Below are 13,665 nucleotides of genomic sequence, written 5' to 3' on the forward strand. Positions count from 1 at the left end.
GCTCACCCTGTGAGCCACCGAGCAATCAGATCACCGTCAGGCAAGCTTCCCGAATGCATGAGGTTGCCGTCAACCGAGATCCCCGGCAAGGAGACCACACCCGCACGCGCAATTTCCATTGGGCTCGTCACACGTTCGACAGTCACATCAACTCCGGATCGTCGCGCAACTTCCTCGACCATGGCCGCGGCGGCCTCGCTCCGGCGACAGTCGGAACCATATACCTTGACGATTGTCATTCGATCACCTCGATCCTGGTGCCCGCTCCAACTCCCCACCCATCATGATCCCACACCGCGCAGGTGCTGGGAACATGGCCAGAAGGCGTAGTCATGTTGAGCTGGTTCGGCGACAGACCATCACCGGTCATCGAGAGATAAGTCTAGCGTCGGCACGGAGAGGACCGACGCAGAACTTGCTGCTAAGCTGAGTTAGCTTTCGCTCCTGCCGGCCGCAAGTTTGAATACGGCGGGCAGGATTGAACAAATGTCCGGGTGTCAGGCGTCCTTGCGGAAGAACTTCTTCTCGCGCGGTTTGCCGTCCCAACCGGGCTTGCCGCGGTTCGGACGATCATCGCCGCCTTCACTCCGACCACCCCGGCGTCCATCGCGGTCGCCGCGCGGTCCGCGATGACCATCGCCGCGGCCGTGCGATTTCTCTTCCTCGCGGAATTCCCATTTCTTGAGAAGCTTCACGTTGAAGCGGTCGCGACCGATCCGGCCCTCATGGCACCAGACACAAGCGACAACATCACCGTCGACTTCCTCGACCGCCATGCGCATCGAACCGGCGGTCAGGACCACAAGATCCCCGATTGCAAGATTTTCCATAACGTAACGTACCTTCGTTTCGGACCACTCGGGTCCGGCATCAGGGAGCAAGCCCCGCTCCCCGGGGATCGGCCTCAGAGGGAAACACCCAACGCTTCAGCAACGGTGAAAATGTCCTTGTCTCCCCGCCCGCAAAGATTTGCGACCAACAGGTGATCGGCGGGAAGCGTCGGCGCGATGCGCCTTACATGCGCCAAAGCATGCGACGGTTCAAGAGCAGGAATGATCCCTTCGGTCGAACACAAAAGTTTGAAGGCTTCGAGCGCTTCGGCATCCGTTGCATTCACGTATTCCACCCGACCAATATCATGGAGCCAGGAATGCTCCGGACCGATACCCGGATAATCGAGCCCGGCCGAGATCGAATGACCCTCGAGAATCTGCCCGTCATCGTCCTGCAGGAGGTAAGTGCGGTTCCCATGCAGCACGCCCGGTCGCCCCCCCGTGAGAGAGGCCGCATGCTCCATCCGATCATCCACGCCATGGCCGCCCGCCTCGACACCGATGATCCGGACGTCCTCATCGTCGAGGAACGGGTGGAACAGTCCCATGGCATTCGATCCGCCGCCGATGCAGGCCACAAGTGTATCAGGCAGCCGTCCTTCGGCCTCGAGCATCTGTTCCCGGGTTTCCTTGCCGATGATTGCCTGAAAATCCCGCACGAGCTGCGGATAGGGATGAGGACCGGCAACGGTTCCGATGCAATAGAACGTGTCACGCACATTGGTCACCCAGTCGCGCAATGCCTCGTTCATCGCGTCCTTGAGCGTCGCGCGGCCTGCCTTTACCGGCACAACCTCCGCGCCAAGAAGCTTCATGCGAAAGACGTTCGGCTTCTGTCGCTCAACGTCCGTGGCGCCCATGAACACCACGCATTTGAGCCCGAACCGCGCGCAGACGGTCGCCGTCGCCACGCCATGCTGGCCCGCACCGGTCTCGGCGATGATCCGGCTCTTGCCCATGCGCCGCGCGAGCAGGATCTGGCCCAGCACGTTGTTGATCTTGTGCGCACCGGTATGGTTCAACTCGTCGCGCTTGAGATAGATCTTTGCCCCGCCGAGCTCCTCGGTCAGCCGTGGCGCAAAATAAAGCGGGCTCGGTCGGCCGACGTAGTGCTTCCAGAGATGGTCCATCTCGGCCCAGAAGTCCGGATCTTCCTTGGCTGTCTTGTAGCATTCCTCGAGTTCGAGGATCAGAGGCATCAGCGTCTCCGAAACGAACCGGCCACCGAAATCGCCGAACCGCCCCTTTTCGTCGGGCCCGCTGCAAAACGAATTGCTCTTCTGAACGTTCATCGGCCTGCGCCCCCGTTTGTCGCTGCTGTGTAGATAGCGTTACCTATATCTCCGGACCGGCCACGTCGAGGGGCCCCATGCCAGGATTGACCTGTGTTCAGGCCATCTGTCCCGTGGCCGCGGCAACAAAAGCCGCCACCTTTTCGGGATCCTTGTGGCCGGGGCTGCGTTCCACACCGCTGGAGACATCGACCTGCTTCGCACCGGTCAGATGAACGGCTTCCGCGACGTTCTCGGGCGTGAGCCCCCCCGCCAGCATCCAGGGGATTCGCCAGCGGTAGCCATCGATCAGCCGCCAATCGAAGGAAATACCGTTCCCGCCGGGCAAATCGGCGTCCGGTGCCGGCCTTGCATCCACGAGGATCTGATCGGCCACACGCGCGTAGAGATCGATCATTTCGAGATCCTCTACGGTCGCAACACCGACGGCCTTCATGACCGGCACCTTGAAGCGCTTGCGCACCTCCGCCACACGATCTGGCGTCTCGCTTCCATGCAACTGGAACATGTCCGGGCCAAGGACCTCGCGGATTTCCGCCAGTTCCTCGTCGCTGGGATCGACGGTCAATGCGACCGTCTGGATGCCGTTCGGCAATTCCTGTGCGATCCAGCGGGCATCGCTGAAGGTCACATGCCGCGGTGATTTCTCGAAGAACACAAATCCCGCGTAAGCGGCGCCGGACTGCGCCGCCACCGCCACTTCCGCGCGGGTCCTCAGACCACAGATCTTGACCCGCATCACAGTCGATCAGTTACCCAGCAGAGCCAGAACGTCGTCCTTCGGCCGCTTGGTTTCCTTCCGGAGTTGATCAACTTCACGATTCAGCTGGGTTGCTTCCTGCTGCTTCTGCCGGGCGCGCTTGCGATGCTTGTATTCCCGCAGATACTCGAAAAGGTAGCCGAGGACGAGCCCCACCAGGATCGCTGCGAGGATAACCACGAAGAGTGGCAGGTCGATGCTTGCGCCCGGTACAAGATGTGCAAGCCCCTGCGGCAAAAGCTCAAGCGTCACCGGCTCGCGGTTCGCCAGACCCAACACCACGATCGCAAGCAGGATGATTCCCAGCAAAATCAGTTTGATCGTTCTCATCGCCTCACCCCCGGAACACGCATCATCCGTCCTGTTTTCCCGTCATTCCGTATTCAGCCGCTCGCGCAGCAGTTTGCCGGTCTTGAAGAACGGCACGTATTTCTCTTCAACCTCGACCGTATCCCCCGTGCGTGGATTGCGCCCTTGTCGCGCATCACGCTTCTTGACCGAGAAGGCGCCGAAGCCCCGAAGTTCGACACGATGACCTTCGGCCATTGCGTCAATGATCTCCTCGAAAATCGTGCCGACGATCCGCTCGACATCTCTTTGATAGAGATGTGGGTTCTCCTCGGCAATCTTCTGAATCAATTCAGACTTAATCATCACCGCCCTCTTGCGCACTCCCTGGGCCGTGACGGCTACCCACCCGAACTCCCAAGTCGCCGCCCCGGGACCACATACTGGCAGGAATTACGGCCCGATGGAATAGAGCTTGGCCCCTTGCAGCAGCGAAATTTCTCCGAGAATCCCGCCAGTTGACGCGATTCGGGTCAGGATCGAAGTCACAAGCGGGACGTCTTCCTCCACGGCCCAGTTTACGACCGGCAATCCGGCCAGGCCGTCATCACGCGATTCGAGCCAGGTGAGAGCCTCGGCTTCGCCGCCGATTTCGTCCACGAGTCCGAGTTCAAGCGCAATGCGTCCGGTGTAGACCGCGCCGTTTGCAGCCTCGTCGAGGGCCGTCCCGGAAAGCGAGCGCCGCTCACCCACGAGACCGCGGAACCAGTCGTAGCTGTCGGCGATCATCGCCTCGTTGAGCGCCCGCGCTTCCGGGTTGGTCTCTCGAAGCGGTGAAGGCTCCGCCTTTAGCGGCGAGGAACGCAGTGTCTCCATCTCGATGCCGAACCGATCGAGAACCCCCGTCAGGTCGGGGTACTCCATGATGACCCCGATCGACCCTGTCAGGGTGTTGCCGCGCGATACGATATGATCCGAACCGATCGCGGCGACATAGCCACCCGAAGCCGCCACTTCGCCCAAAACCGCGACGACCGGCTTCTCCTCGGAAATCGAACGCAGGGACTCGAAAAGCGCCTCGGCCCCAGCCGTCGTGCCACCGGGGGAGTTGATCCGCACGATCACGGCCTTCGCGGAGTCGGCCTTCGCCAATTCCTTCAGCAATTGATCCCTGCGAAAATCATCGCCGATGAAACCGGAAACCCGGAACCGGGCCACGTGATCCCGTGTCGTATCGACTCCGAGAAAACTCAAGCCGACACCGATAAGGATCAGAATGAGGATCGCGATAAAAAAGCCGCGCCAGAAAGCCGAACGGCGCCATTTCCGGCGCCGTTCTTCGTAGAAATCACGCTCGAGAGCGTCCATCAAGGGTGTCCTCGTTTCAGGAGTCGCCCTGGCGCTTCAGAGCCGCGCCGAGGATGTCACCGAGCGAAGCACCGGAGTCGGAGGAGCCATACTGCTCGACCGCTTCCTTTTCTTCCGCGATCTCGCGCGCCTTGATCGAAAGGCCAAGCCGGCGCGATTTCGGATCGATATTCGTCACGCGGGCATCGACCTTGTCGCCAACCGTGAAGCGCTCGGGGCGCTGTTCGGTGCGATCGCGGCTGAGATCCGAACGGCGGATGAAGCTCTTCATGCCATCGTATTCGACCTCGATGCCACCGTCCTCGATTGCGGTCACGGCAACGGTGACGATGTCGCCACGCTTCACGCCTGCAACCACGTCCGCAAACGGATCGCCGCCAACGGCCTTGATCGAAAGCGAGATGCGCTCTTTCTCGATGTCGACATCGGTGACGACAGCCTTGACGATATCGCCCTTGCGGTAGTCCGCGATGGCGTCCTCGCCGGAACGGTCCCAATCCAGGTCGGACAGGTGAACCATCCCGTCGATGTCGCCCTCGAGGCCAACGAACAGCCCGAACTCGGTGATGTTCTTGACCTCACCCTCAACGACGGTGCCGTTCGGGTGGGAGGCAGCGAAGTTGTCCCACGGATTGCCCTGGGTCTGCTTCAGGCCGAGGCTGACGCGACGCTTGCCCGGATCGATCTCGAGCACGATGACTTCCACTTCCTGGGAGGTGGAGACGATCTTGCCCGGATGGACGTTCTTCTTGGTCCAGGACATTTCGGACACGTGCACGAGACCCTCCACGCCCGGCTCCAGCTCCACGAAGGCGCCGTAGTCGGTGATGTTGGTCACGCGGCCCATGTGCTTGGAACCGATCGGGAACTTCGCCTCGACGGTATCCCACGGATCGGCCTGAAGCTGCTTCATGCCGAGCGAGATGCGCTGGGTTTCCTTGTTGATCTTGATGACCTGAACCTTCACCGTCTCGCCGATCCCGAGGATCTCGGACGGGTGGTTCACACGGCGCCATGCCATGTCGGTCACGTGAAGGAGGCCGTCGACACCGCCAAGGTCCACGAAGGCACCATATTCGGTGATGTTCTTCACGACACCGTCGATCACGTCGCCTTCCTGCAGGCGGGCGATGACCTCGGCACGCTGCTCGGCACGGCTTTCCTCAAGCACGGCACGGCGCGAAACGACGATGTTGCCCCGGCGGCGGTCCATCTTGAGGATCTGGAAGGGCTGCGGCATGTGCATCAGCGGGCCGGCATCGCGCACGGGGCGCACATCGACCTGGGAACCCGGAAGGAACGCGACAGCTCCACCGAGATCGACGGTGAACCCGCCCTTAACCCGGCCGAAGATCGCACCTTCGACACGCTCTTCCTTGTCGAATGCTTTCTCCAAGCGATCCCACGCAGCTTCGCGGCGCGCTTTGTCGCGGGAGAGAACCGCTTCTCCGCGGGCGTTCTCGACCCGGTCGAGATAGACCTCGACGGTGTCGCCCACTTCGATTTCGGGCGCCTTGCCCGGAGCGGTGAATTCCTTGAGATCGACTCGGCCTTCCATCTTGTAGCCGACATCGATGATGGCTTGGCCCGCTTCGATCGCGAGCACGGTGCCCTTGACGACGCTTCCCTCTTCGGGGGTCACCAGTTCGAAGCTCTCGTTCAGGAGCGCTTCGAAGTCTTCCATGGTTGCCGCAGCTGGCATACAGTTCTCCAAATAGCGTGTTTCTGGCCGGGCGGTTGGCTCCGCCGGTCTTTCACCACAAGTTTTCCATGCGAATGCGCAAAAAGGCGGCAACGGCCTCAGGCCTTGCCATCCTGCTTGCGTGTTTCCACATAGGCAATCGCCTGAGCGATCGCGGCGTCTATAGACAAATCCGTCGTGTCGAGCAAGTGAGCATCGTCAGCCTGGCGCAATGGCGCATCCGAACGCGTGGCATCCTGCTCGTCCCGGGCGAGAATCTCGGCCTCGATCTGCTCGAGGCTCTTGGCTTCTCCCAGTTCCGCGTGACGCCGCTCGGCCCGGACACGAGCACTTGCGGTCACGAAGAGCTTCGCCTCCGCCTGCGGGCAGATCACCGTTCCGATATCGCGCCCGTCAAGCACCGCACCGCCCTCGCGTCGCGCAAAGGCCTTCTGGAATTCAAGCAGCGCCGTCCGCACCTCCGGCAATGCCGCGACTTTCGAGGCGGCACGGCCCGCCAGAGAGGTCCGGAGCCCGTCCGCGGCGAGATCCGCCTCCGAAAGTCGCCGCGCGAGTTCCGCCGCCCAATGGGGGTCGATTACCCCCTGACCGTCATTCATGGCGCGCACGCCGACCGCGCGATAGAGCAGCCCGGTATCGAGATAGGCAAAGCCGAAATGCTCTGCGAGCGCGCGAGCAATCGTTCCCTTGCCCGCGGCGGCCGGCCCGTCCAGCGCAATGGTAAAGGTCAAGCCGTCCCCCAAGGATTGAAATTCGCTACGTGTCGGGTGAATGGACCATTTCGCAATCGGAGCCAAGTTTCAAGACAGGAGGAAGTGGACCTCCCGAAGGTCCATATCGACGAAAATACCACGTTCCCGGCTGATCGACAGTTCCGCATCCGACGTATCATCATCCATGTGAACCCCGATAATGGCTTGCAGGAAACTTCCGCCCTCTGTGCCTTGGGAGTTTCTCGCCTGCCCGGAGGTTGAGAACCCCGCCTGCCGATGAAGACCAGACCTTCATTGACCGAAACCAAGGATCGTGTCGGCCTCATCCGTGCCGTCAAGCGCCTCTTCCAGGAACCAAGCCATTGACGGCGGCCATTCTTGTTACCCCCCAAGATCTTCCAGACTTAGCTACAGAAATAGCGATACGAACTGCCGACGTGCGGGATCGCGCGCCAAGTGCCCTGAAATGCCCATTTCGACTGTCGCAAAACGCCAGTCAGGCTTATTCGCGCAATGGGAGATCCAGCTCGGCTCCGCCATCGACCTGGGGCTGGCCATCCGCGACCGTATAGTAGTCGCTCTTGGCAGCCACGTAGATATGCGCGGCAAGCGTCAATCCGGTGGGCACATCAAGCGTTCCGGCGAAGACCGACATCAATCCCGAGCCCTCGCTGCGCCAAAACAGGTTCGAGCCGCAAACACCGCAGAAACCGCGCGCGTGGCCGGGGCTGGACACATACCAGACCGGCTCACCCATGACGTGAAGATCCTCGAGCCGCGCCGCCGTGGCGGCCACATGATGCCCGGAAGTGCGCCGACACTGCTCGCAATGACAGGCAACCACGGGCCGCATCGGCCCAGTCACCTCATAGCGGATCGCTCCGCAGAGGCACCCACCTGCCCGGCTCATGTCCGCTTCCCGGTTTCAAGGCCCACCATCACGCCCCACCCGATCACTTAAGTTCCGGTATTCTGATTGCCCGCCCCTGCGCCGGAGATCAATTGCTTCCAGCCCGGACCTACCCCGCAAACCGGCATTCAGGCGAACGTCGCCCCCAAGCCACGCATCAGGTTGAGAAAGCTCGGAAAACTTGTGGCAATCGGCCCGGCATCGTCAATGACGATGGGCGCGCGCGCCGCCAGGCCAAGGCAGAGGAAGGACATGGCAATGCGGTGATCGAGCCGGGTCTCGACCCGTGCATCGCCCGAAACACCCCCCGCCCCGCGGCCATAAACGGTGAACGTATCCTCGGTTTCCTCCACGTTCACACCGCAAGCTTCGAGCCCGCGCGCCATTGCGTCGATCCGGTCGGATTCCTTGAAGCGCAGCTCGCGCACGCCGCGCATGATCGTCGGACCTTCCGCACAGGCTGCAAGCGCCGAGAGGATCGGATATTCGTCGATCATCGAGGCGGCCCGCTCACTCGGCACCTCGACACCACGCAATCGGGAGTAGCGCACGGTCACGTCTGCCACCGGCTCGCCACCCTCGTCGCGCACATTCGAATAGGTGATGTCGGCGCCCATCTCCTCGAGCGTGGTGTAGAAACCCGCCCGCGTCGGGTTGCGGCTCACTCCGGGCACGACAACCTCCGAGCCCTCCACCAGGAGCGCTGCCGCGACCGGAAAAGCCGCCGAACTCGGATCGCGCGGCACTTCCACCGTCTGGGGCTTCAGTTCCGGCTGCCCCTTCAGCGTGATGACATTGCCGTCCGGCCCGTGCTCGACTGAGATCTCGGCACCGAAGCCCGCCAGCATCCGCTCTGTATGATCGCGCGTGGGCTCCTTTTCGGTCACGATCGTCGTTCCCGGCGCATTGAGGCCCGCGAGCAGCACGGCGGATTTCACCTGCGCGGAAGGGACGGGCGTAGTGTAGCGCACGGGCTGCGGGTTCTCCGCGCCCTCCAGCGTGATCGGAAGCACCCCCCCCTTGCGGCAATGGGCCACCGCCCCGAAGAGCGCAAGCGGGTCCGTTACCCGACGCATGGGCCGTGACGAGAGACTCGCATCGCCGATAAAGGTCGCGGTCAGCGGAGAAGTGGCCACCGCTCCCATGATCAGGCGAACACCCGTGCCGGAATTCCCGCAGTCAATAGCCTTCGACGGTTCGAGAAAGCCTCCGACACCCACACCGTGAACGCTCCATTCACCCGGACCGAGACGCGTGACTTCAGCGCCGAACGCCCGCATGGCCTTGCCGGTGTCGATCACATCCTCGCCCTCGAGCAGACCGGTAATCCGGGTCTCACCGACAGCCAGTGCGCCCAGGATCAACGCACGATGCGAAACCGACTTATCGCCGGGAACCTCCGCCACGCCCCGAAGCGGGCCGATTGCCACAGCATGAAGAGCGCCGGACTGGGGGTGTGCTGACATATCTCGCCTCTCCGAAAGGGTCGCGCCCGCATTCGGGCCCGTGGTGCGACGGCTCTCCACCAAACTCTGCCGTGGCCGTCAACTCAAACCCGACGGAAGGTCGCGTATTGCGGCACCCGCCCGGCACGGATCGCCTTGGCTTCGTAGCGCGTGCCGGGCCAGTCCAGCCAGGCGTTGTCGCGTCCAGTAGCAACTGGCGCGGCCAATTCGAGAAGCCCCGAGCATTGCCCGACCGCTTCGAGCGCGTGTTCCATGTAGTCGGGGATGTCTGTCGCAAGCCGTAGCTCCGCACCTGCCCGCATCGCACGTGCAAGCGGGCGGAGATTCTCCGGATTCATGAACCGCCTGCGGTGATGCCGCGCCTTGGGCCACGGGTCCGGATACAGCAAGAATGCCTTGTCGAGCGCCCCGTCGGGCAGTCGATCGATCAGATCGCGCGCGTCAGACGGATGCACCCGCACATTCCCGATCTCTTCGCGCTCGAGCCGGCTGAGCAGCATGGCGATGCCATTGACGAAGGGCTCGCAACCGACAATTCCAACGTCCGGGTTCTCGATCGCCTGATGCGCAAGATGTTCGCCGCCGCCAAACCCGATCTCGAGCCAGAATTGTGCGGGCAAGCGGCCAAAGATCTCCGCAGGCTCGAGTGCACCCGGGCGCGCCTCCGTATCACCGAGATTCACCTTGAGAGACGGCAGAACCTCCGCCATGAGCCGCTCCTGCGACGCGCGGAGCGGTTTCCCCTTGCGACGACCATAGAGCTTGCGGCGGTTGCGCAAGCCCCCGTCGTCGCCGGTTTCATTGTCGATAGGCACGTCCATCCCCTCTCCGGACCAGCAGCCGTCCCGGATCAGACCGCCGACTTGAGAGCGTCAGCCAGGTCGGTCTTCTCCCAGGAGAACCCGCCATCCGCTTCCGGCTCGCGGCCGAAATGCCCGTAGGCCGCAGTGCGTTGATAGATCGGCTTGTTGAGGCCGAGATGGGTGCGGATGCCCTTGGGCGTGAGATCCATCACCTTTGCGATGGCGGTCTCGATGGCCGTCTCGGGCACGGTTCCGGTCCCTTGGGTATCGACATAGATCGAGAGCGGCCGTGCCACGCCAATGGCGTAGGAGAGCTGCAGGACACAGCGTTTTGCAAGCCCGGCCGCCACGACATTCTTCGCAACATAGCGTGCCGCATAAGCCGCCGAACGATCCACCTTTGTGGGATCCTTGCCGGAAAACGCCCCGCCACCATGGGGCGCAGCCCCGCCATAGGTGTCCACGATGATCTTGCGGCCCGTGAGACCTGCATCCCCGTCCGGACCGCCGATGACGAACTTGCCGGTGGGATTGACGTGCCAGACCGTCTCGTCGGTGAGCCAGCCCTCGGGCAGAACCTCGCGAATGTAGGGCTCGACCATCTCGCGCACATCCGCAGACGTCATGCTTTCGTCGAGATGCTGAGTGGAAAGCACAAGGCTCGACACCTCCACCGGCTTGCCATCGGCATAGCGCAGCGAAAGCTGGGACTTGGCATCCGGACCGAGCCGCGGCTCCCGGCCCGACTTCCGGGCTTCGGCCAGACTGCGCAGGATGGCATGGGAATAGTGGATGGGGGCCGGCATCAATACCGGCGTCTCGTCCACCGCGTAACCGAACATGATGCCCTGGTCGCCTGCGCCCTCTTCCTTGCCCTCGCCGGCATCGACACCCTGGGCAATATGGGCGGATTGACCGTGAATGACGTTCAGGACCGAAAGGGTTTCCCAGTGAAAGCCCTTCTGGGCATAGCCGATATCGCGCACGCAATCGCGGACGATCTGTTCGACGCGCCCCAACACCCCGGGCGCACCGCGCACCTCACCGCCCACGATGACCCGATCCGTGGTCGCGAAGGTCTCGCAGGCGACACGCGCCTCCGGATCCTCTTCCAGGAAAGAATCAAGCACGGCGTCCGAGATCCGGTCGCAGACCTTGTCCGGATGACCCTCTGAAACGGATTCAGAAGTAAACAGGTAATCTTTACGATTGGTCATGAAAGGTCTTTCCGTCCGTTCGGTGCGCCATGAACAACATTCCCTAAGCAGGGCCGCGGGACAGGTCAACGCCAGATGCCCCCGAGGGCTTTCCTTTGCCCGACTCCGGTGCGCGATTGCAAAACGGGTACTCATGACAGGATGAGCGGAGTCTGCCACAATTTTTCAGGACATTCGCGGAATTCTCTGCGGGCCCGGCTCACCGGGAATTAAGCCTTGCCGGCCATCTTCCGCAGTGACCCGCATCGGGGAACGGGGACGGGACGGGATCGAACGTGGCAACGCGCATGAGTTCAGGAAGGATGAAACAGGTCGTGCTCGTCGGGCTCGGCACAATCCTCCTGACCTTCTTCATCTATCTCGGCGCACGCAGCGCGCTCAACACGAGCGTTACCGAAACACTCGTGCAGAGTGGCACGGTCGCGGCAGAAAAATGGTCGTCCCACCTTTCGAGAACCGCCCCCGATCTCGACCGGATCATTGCGGGCCATGAGCCCAACAATTTCCAGGCCTACAAGCTGGACGAAGCGATCACATATTCCGATGTCTTCGCCTTCAGCATTTTCGATCACAACGGAAACTGGATCTATTCATCCGACCTGCTGGACCCGAATGGCCAGAAAGTCCGCTTCACGTTCGACATCGATGCCGCACGAGCCTATCTCGGCGGAGAAGTGACGAGCATTCTCCAGCACGGAACCCCGCAGGACGGCTTCCCGCCCACATACGTCACGGCATACACCCAGCTCGTCGATCAGGACAGCGAGAGGCTCGGCGCCCTCAAGGTCTTCGTCGATCGCTCCGAAGCTCATCAGGTGCTCGATCATTCCATTTCGCGTCTCAGCGTGCTCCTCCCCCTCGGCGGGGTGTTCATCTACATGATACCCGGCCTCGCCTTCCTTTTCCGCACCAGACAGGTCTGGAAGGTCCAGGAGAACGTGAAGCGCTTGTCGGACCACGATGCCCTGACAGGCCTCTACAACCGCAGTGCGTTCAGCCGCAAACTCGACGAGGTCTTCGAGGGCCCGTCCTGCAACAGGATGGGTGTCGGGCTGATCTATATCGACGTGGACAACTTCAGATCCCTGAACGACGAGTTCGGCACAGAAACGGGTGATGCCTATCTCTGCTTCGTCGCCGACATCCTGACGTGCAACATGCGGGGCAGCAGCGACCTCCTGGCCCGCGTCGGCGGGGACGAATTCCTCGTGGCCATTCCGAACATCACTCAGGAACAGCTTGAGGAACTCGGCCTCCGGCTCCAGAAAGCCGCCAGCGAGCCGTTTCTCCACGCAAGCCACGAGATCCGCGGAGATATCAGCCTTGGCCTGCACCTGTCTTCCGGTAAGGAAACGGCCTCACGCGCGCTTTACGCAGCTGAAATCGCCCTGTTCTACGCGCGCGATTCCAACATGCACTCGCTGGTGGTCTATTCGGACGGCATGGACCGGGAACTGAGGGAGCGCCGCGAGATGGAGAGCCTCCTTCGCAGCGCCCTGCAAAACGGCTCCTTCCGCTTGCTGTATCAGCCGCTCGTCGCTCAGACGGATGAACGCATCGTTGGTTTCGAGGCCCTTCTGCGCCTGCCAGACGGCCAGGGCGGTCAAATCTCGCCCGCGCGCTTCATCCCCCATGCCGAGGAAACCGGGCTGATCGACGAGATCGGCCTCTGGGTGCTGGAAGAGGCGCTTGCCACGGCCCACGGCTGGCCGGATCATATCACCATCTCGGTCAATCTCTCGCCGCACCAGTTCATCCGGGGCGATCTCGTCAATCGCGTGGCCAAGGCGCTGGACCACTGGGACGTCCCCGCCGAGCGGCTCGAACTCGAGATCACCGAATCGCTCTTGGCATCAGACAACGAATCCGTCGACCGCCAGCTCGTCAGGCTCAAGGACCTCGGCGTTTCCATCGCCATGGATGATTTCGGCACCGGCTATTCGAGCCTTGGCTACCTGCTGAAATACGGCTTCGACAAGCTCAAGATCGACCGCTCCTTCCTCGAGAACATCGAGTTCGATCCCGCCAAACATGGCCGGATCATCGAGACGATCGTATCGCTTGGCCACAATCTCGGCATGAAGGTCACGGCCGAAGGGGTCGAGACCCGCCGGCAGGTCGAGCTTCTCCGCCCGATCGGCTGTGATATCTATCAAGGCTACTTCTTCGGAAAACCGATGGAAGCGAGCGAGGCGCAGAAGCTCATCGCACAGGACGCGCAGAACATCGGCATCGTGCCCGGCGACGCCGAGATGAAATCGCGCGCAAGCTAGGCTGTCCTCGTCAGTAGAACGACACGACCCGTCCCGTCAG

Annotated in this window: 14 protein-coding genes; 1 reads left to right on the forward strand and 13 read right to left on the reverse strand. The window is 62.0% G+C overall.

The features are described 5' to 3' along the window. Positions 1-2 precede the first annotated feature (2 nt). The 13 genes from ACP15W_RS03880 to metK form a co-directional block, all read right to left on the reverse strand. Positions 3-239: a thioredoxin family protein gene (locus ACP15W_RS03880; RefSeq protein WP_424931507.1), complete on the reverse strand. Its 237-nt coding sequence runs from the start codon at positions 237-239 to the stop codon at positions 3-5. Positions 240-497: 258 nt separating this feature from the next. Beyond that, the gene (locus tag ACP15W_RS03885) at positions 498-830 is read right to left on the reverse strand and encodes a hypothetical protein (RefSeq protein ID WP_424931508.1); all 333 of its coding nucleotides are present in this window, start codon (positions 828-830) and stop codon (positions 498-500) included. 74 nt (positions 831-904) lie between these two features. After that, positions 905-2,125, reverse strand: coding sequence for a tryptophan synthase subunit beta (gene trpB, locus ACP15W_RS03890; protein WP_424931509.1), 1,221 nt, complete (start codon positions 2,123-2,125; stop codon positions 905-907). Between the two features lie 97 nt (positions 2,126-2,222). Continuing rightward, complete coding sequence (locus tag ACP15W_RS03895) at positions 2,223-2,864, reverse strand: phosphoribosylanthranilate isomerase (RefSeq protein WP_424931510.1); 642 nt, start codon at positions 2,862-2,864, stop codon at positions 2,223-2,225. A gap of 9 nt (positions 2,865-2,873) precedes the next feature. Beyond that, positions 2,874-3,215: a lipopolysaccharide assembly protein LapA domain-containing protein gene (locus ACP15W_RS03900; protein ID WP_424931511.1), complete on the reverse strand. Its 342-nt coding sequence runs from the start codon at positions 3,213-3,215 to the stop codon at positions 2,874-2,876. Between the two features lie 42 nt (positions 3,216-3,257). Continuing rightward, entirely contained in the window at positions 3,258-3,539 is a 282-nt protein-coding gene (ihfB, locus tag ACP15W_RS03905; RefSeq protein ID WP_424931512.1) for an integration host factor subunit beta, read from the reverse strand. 87 nt (positions 3,540-3,626) lie between these two features. Further along, complete coding sequence (gene sppA / locus ACP15W_RS03910) at positions 3,627-4,541, reverse strand: signal peptide peptidase SppA (RefSeq protein WP_424931513.1); 915 nt, start codon at positions 4,539-4,541, stop codon at positions 3,627-3,629. A 16-nt stretch (positions 4,542-4,557) separates the two neighbouring features. Continuing rightward, on the reverse strand, positions 4,558-6,243 hold the full coding sequence (rpsA, locus tag ACP15W_RS03915; protein ID WP_424931514.1) for a 30S ribosomal protein S1: 1,686 nt from the start codon (positions 6,241-6,243) through the stop codon (positions 4,558-4,560). A 98-nt stretch (positions 6,244-6,341) separates the two neighbouring features. Continuing rightward, the gene (gene cmk, locus ACP15W_RS03920) at positions 6,342-6,974 is read right to left on the reverse strand and encodes a (d)CMP kinase (protein ID WP_424931515.1); all 633 of its coding nucleotides are present in this window, start codon (positions 6,972-6,974) and stop codon (positions 6,342-6,344) included. A 484-nt stretch (positions 6,975-7,458) separates the two neighbouring features. Continuing rightward, positions 7,459-7,866, reverse strand: a complete 408-nt coding sequence (locus ACP15W_RS03925) for a GFA family protein (protein ID WP_424931516.1) — start codon at positions 7,864-7,866, stop codon at positions 7,459-7,461. 128 nt (positions 7,867-7,994) lie between these two features. Next, positions 7,995-9,332: a 3-phosphoshikimate 1-carboxyvinyltransferase gene (aroA, locus tag ACP15W_RS03930; RefSeq protein ID WP_424931517.1), complete on the reverse strand. Its 1,338-nt coding sequence runs from the start codon at positions 9,330-9,332 to the stop codon at positions 7,995-7,997. An 83-nt stretch (positions 9,333-9,415) separates the two neighbouring features. Beyond that, the gene (gene trmB / locus ACP15W_RS03935) at positions 9,416-10,147 is read right to left on the reverse strand and encodes a tRNA (guanine(46)-N(7))-methyltransferase TrmB (RefSeq protein ID WP_424931518.1); all 732 of its coding nucleotides are present in this window, start codon (positions 10,145-10,147) and stop codon (positions 9,416-9,418) included. A 35-nt stretch (positions 10,148-10,182) separates the two neighbouring features. Beyond that, positions 10,183-11,352, reverse strand: coding sequence for a methionine adenosyltransferase (metK, locus tag ACP15W_RS03940; RefSeq protein ID WP_424931519.1), 1,170 nt, complete (start codon positions 11,350-11,352; stop codon positions 10,183-10,185). Between the two features lie 302 nt (positions 11,353-11,654). Here metK and ACP15W_RS03945 point away from each other — a divergent pair, with 302 nt between their 5' ends. Beyond that, positions 11,655-13,625 carry a putative bifunctional diguanylate cyclase/phosphodiesterase gene (locus tag ACP15W_RS03945; RefSeq protein ID WP_424931520.1) on the forward strand — a complete coding sequence of 657 codons (1,971 nt, stop codon included), beginning with the start codon at positions 11,655-11,657 and terminating at the stop codon, positions 13,623-13,625. Positions 13,626-13,665 lie beyond the last annotated feature (40 nt).

This window comes from Amaricoccus macauensis (assembly GCF_049800915.1).
Lineage (GTDB): Bacteria > Pseudomonadota > Alphaproteobacteria > Rhodobacterales > Rhodobacteraceae > Amaricoccus > Amaricoccus macauensis_A.

Coding starts and splice junctions, on each gene's coding strand:
- ACP15W_RS03880 (WP_424931507.1), bottom strand. CDS start 239: ATGACAATCGTCAAGGTATATGGTTCCGACTGTCGCCGGAGCGAGGCC.
- ACP15W_RS03885 (WP_424931508.1), bottom strand. CDS start 830: ATGGAAAATCTTGCAATCGGGGATCTTGTGGTCCTGACCGCCGGTTCG.
- trpB (WP_424931509.1), bottom strand. CDS start 2,125: ATGAACGTTCAGAAGAGCAATTCGTTTTGCAGCGGGCCCGACGAAAAG.
- ACP15W_RS03895 (WP_424931510.1), bottom strand. CDS start 2,864: ATGCGGGTCAAGATCTGTGGTCTGAGGACCCGCGCGGAAGTGGCGGTG.
- ACP15W_RS03900 (WP_424931511.1), bottom strand. CDS start 3,215: ATGAGAACGATCAAACTGATTTTGCTGGGAATCATCCTGCTTGCGATC.
- ihfB (WP_424931512.1), bottom strand. CDS start 3,539: ATGATTAAGTCTGAATTGATTCAGAAGATTGCCGAGGAGAACCCACAT.
- sppA (WP_424931513.1), bottom strand. CDS start 4,541: ATGGACGCTCTCGAGCGTGATTTCTACGAAGAACGGCGCCGGAAATGG.
- rpsA (WP_424931514.1), bottom strand. CDS start 6,243: ATGCCAGCTGCGGCAACCATGGAAGACTTCGAAGCGCTCCTGAACGAG.
- ACP15W_RS03925 (WP_424931516.1), bottom strand. CDS start 7,866: ATGAGCCGGGCAGGTGGGTGCCTCTGCGGAGCGATCCGCTATGAGGTG.
- aroA (WP_424931517.1), bottom strand. CDS start 9,332: ATGTCAGCACACCCCCAGTCCGGCGCTCTTCATGCTGTGGCAATCGGC.
- metK (WP_424931519.1), bottom strand. CDS start 11,352: ATGACCAATCGTAAAGATTACCTGTTTACTTCTGAATCCGTTTCAGAG.
- ACP15W_RS03945 (WP_424931520.1), top strand. CDS start 11,655: ATGAAACAGGTCGTGCTCGTCGGGCTCGGCACAATCCTCCTGACCTTC.